Source organism: Flavobacterium sp. LM5 (assembly GCF_002017945.1).
Lineage (GTDB): Bacteria > Bacteroidota > Bacteroidia > Flavobacteriales > Flavobacteriaceae > Flavobacterium > Flavobacterium succinicans.
This window is the reverse complement of sequence record NZ_MUFX01000012.1, coordinates 1-3,234: the sequence shown is the minus strand read 5'-3', so window position 1 is coordinate 3,234 and position 3,234 is coordinate 1. Positions and strand designations below refer to the sequence as shown.

Sequence of the window (3,234 nt, the reverse complement as noted above, 5' to 3'; positions counted from 1 at the left end):
GAATGATTGATTTTGTAGCAACGGATTTTAATCCGTTGATTGGTGTTTTGCGGCAACAGATTTTAATCCATTATGTATTGCTGTTTTTCATTGCTTTTGCATTTTTATAATCAATCCAAGCTTGTCCTTTTAATTCTCGCATCAAAGTATCGAAATAGCGCATGATGAACACGTTGTAGAACGCTTTCCCTAAGTTCGGTAATCTTCTTGGGAAGGCTCGTAAACTCATCGAAAAACCTGCTGTTTCGTATTTCATATAATGCCAATATCCTTCTGGCATATATAGCATTTCGCCATGACGTAAAGTAGTGATGAGGCCTTTGGCGTTTTTCAAGGCTGGAAATTTTTCAAAATCGGGTGCGTCAAAATTAATATCTTCTCTTGCAATTAAAGCATGAGGTACTTTGTAAAGGTATGGGGTTTGTTGCGGATCAAATAACATACATTGTTTTTGACCATGAAAATGAAAATGTAAGATGTTGGAGTAATCAATATCGTAATGCATGAATACTTTAGAGTTTTCGCCCCCAAAAAACAGCATGGGCAATTGTTTGACCAATCGTAGTCCTATTTTAGGCCATTGAAAGTCTTTTTGAAGGATCGGAACCTCCTTCATTAATTCATAAAGAAAGATTCTGTAATTGGTAGGTTTGGATTGTAACAGATCGATATAATCGGCCATTTTCATTTGAGCATGAGCTTCGTTGAAACCGTCTTTGTGTGATACAGGGCGATCGTCATAAAGAGGTACTATTTTGTCCCAGCAACAGTTTTAATATAGTCTAAATTCCACTTGGTATAAGCAGGCCAATCCTCGGTTAGTTTTTCAATTACTAAAGGTTGTTGTTTTTTTACGTAGTTCGTATAAAAATCTTTTTTCGAAATAGTGGCTACACGTTCAATTTCAGTAAGATTCAGTTTCATAAATTGAAATTAAAAATTAAAAAAAATGCTCATAGTTTTTTAGACTAAGAGCAAATGTAATAAAGCTTTAATTTATTTTATAGAAAAAACATTACTTATTCTTCATTGAGGCTTCAATGTTTTTTTCGATGATGTGACCAGGTCTGGACCATTTTGGTTTCTCTCCCAAAGCCACAAATTCTGAATCCGAAGCTTCAACGGTAATGGGTTGTTGTAATTTAATAAATGGTTTTTGAGGTTGTAATCCCAAGGTTTCGAACAATTTCATGTCGTCATCTACATTTGGATTTGGCGTAGTCAATAACTTATCGCCAGCAAAAATAGAATTGGCTCCTGCAAAGAAACACATTGCTTGTCCTTCACGGCTCATGTTCATACGTCCTGCAGATAAACGAACCTGTGTCTCAGGCATCACAATTCTTGTGGTGGCTACCATGCGAACCATTTCCCAGATTTCTACCGGTTTTTCATCTTCCATCGGCGTTCCTTCAACAGCTACAAGTGCATTGATTGGCACAGATTCGGGTTGTGGGTTTAAGGTGGCCAAAGCGACTAACATTCCTGCGCGGTCTTCAACGCTTTCTCCCATTCCGATGATACCACCGCTACAAACCGAGATTTTAGTTTTTCGAACATTCTCAATAGTCTGCAAACGATCCTCAAAACCACGGGTAGATATCACTTCTGTAATAGTCCTCAGAAGTATCTAAATTGTGGTTTTGAGGATCGTTTGCAGACTATTGAGAATGTTCGAAAAACTAAAATCTCGGTTTGTAGCGGTGGTATCATCGGAATGGGAGAAAGCGTTGAAGACCGCGCAGGAATGTTAGTCGCTTTGGCCACCTTAAACCCACAACCCGAATCTGTGCCAATCAATGCACTTGTAGCTGTTGAAGGAACGCCGATGGAAGATGAAAAACCGGTAGAAATCTGGGAAATGGTTCGCATGGTAGCCACCACAAGAATTGTGATGCCTGAGACACAGGTTCGTTTATCTGCAGGACGTATGAACATGAGCCGTGAAGGACAAGCAATGTGTTTCTTTGCAGGAGCCAATTCTATTTTTGCTGGCGATAAGTTATTGACTACGCCAAATCCAAATGTAGATGACGACATGAAATTGTTCGAAACCTTGGGATTACAACCTCAAAAACCATTTATTAAATTACAACAACCCATTACCGTTGAAGCTTCGGATTCAGAATTTGTGGCTTTGGGAGAGAAACCAAAATGGTCCAGACCTGGTCACATCATCGAAAAAAACATTGAAGCCTCAATGAAGAATAAGTAATGTTTTTTCTATAAAATAAATTAAAGCTTTATTACATTTGCTCTTAGTCTAAAAAACTATGAGCATTTTTTTTAATTTTTAATTTCAATTTATGAAACTGAATCTTACTGAAATTGAACGTGTAGCCACTATTTCGAAAAAAGATTTTTATACGAACTACGTAAAAAAACAACAACCTTTAGTAATTGAAAAACTAACCGAGGATTGGCCTGCTTATACCAAGTGGAATTTAGACTATATTAAAACTGTTGCTGGGGACAAAATAGTACCTCTTTATGACGATCGCCCTGTATCACACAAAGACGGTTTCAACGAAGCTCATGCTCAAATGAAAATGGCCGATTATATCGATCTGTTACAATCCAAACCTACCAATTACAGAATCTTTCTTTATGAATTAATGAAGGAGGTTCCGATCCTTCAAAAAGACTTTCAATGGCCTAAAATAGGACTACGATTGGTCAAACAATTGCCCATGCTGTTTTTTGGGGCGAAAACTCTAAAGTATTCATGCATTACGATATTGATTACTCCAACATCTTACATTTTCATTTTCATGGTCAAAAACAATGTATGTTATTTGATCCGCAACAAACCCCATACCTTTACAAAGTACCTCATGCTTTAATTGCAAGAGAAGATATTAATTTTGACGCACCCGATTTTGAAAAATTTCCAGCCTTGAAAAACGCCAAAGGCCTCATCACTACTTTACGTCATGGCGAAATGCTATATATGCCAGAAGGATATTGGCATTATATGAAATACGAAACAGCAGGTTTTTCGATGAGTTTACGAGCCTTCCCAAGAGATTACCGAACTTAGGGAAAGCGTTCTACAACGTGTTCATCATGCGCTATTTCGATACTTTGATGCGAGAATTAAAAGGACAAGCTTGGATTGATTATAAAAATGCAAAAGCAATGAAAAACAGCAATACATAATGGATTAAAATCTGTTGCCGCAAAACACCAATCAACGGATTAAAATCCGTTGCTACAAAATCAATCATTCCTACG

At 37.3% G+C, this 3,234-nt stretch carries 4 pseudogenes; 2 read left to right on the top strand and 2 right to left on the bottom strand.

From position 1 onward, the window contains the following. Positions 1-70 precede the first annotated feature (70 nt). Positions 71-924: pseudogene (locus tag BXU11_RS16400) on the bottom strand (cupin-like domain-containing protein). 91 nt (positions 925-1,015) lie between these two features. Beyond that, positions 1,016-1,643 (bottom strand): annotated as a pseudogene (locus tag BXU11_RS16395) (biotin synthase); the annotation flags it as partial. Here BXU11_RS16395 and BXU11_RS16390 point away from each other — a divergent pair. Next, a pseudogene (locus BXU11_RS16390) lies at positions 1,640-2,215 on the top strand (biotin synthase); the annotation flags it as partial. The pseudogenes BXU11_RS16395 and BXU11_RS16390 overlap by 4 nt on opposite strands. A gap of 91 nt (positions 2,216-2,306) precedes the next feature. Beyond that, positions 2,307-3,159, top strand: a pseudogene (locus BXU11_RS16385) (cupin-like domain-containing protein). The last annotated feature ends 75 nt before the right edge of the window (positions 3,160-3,234 follow it).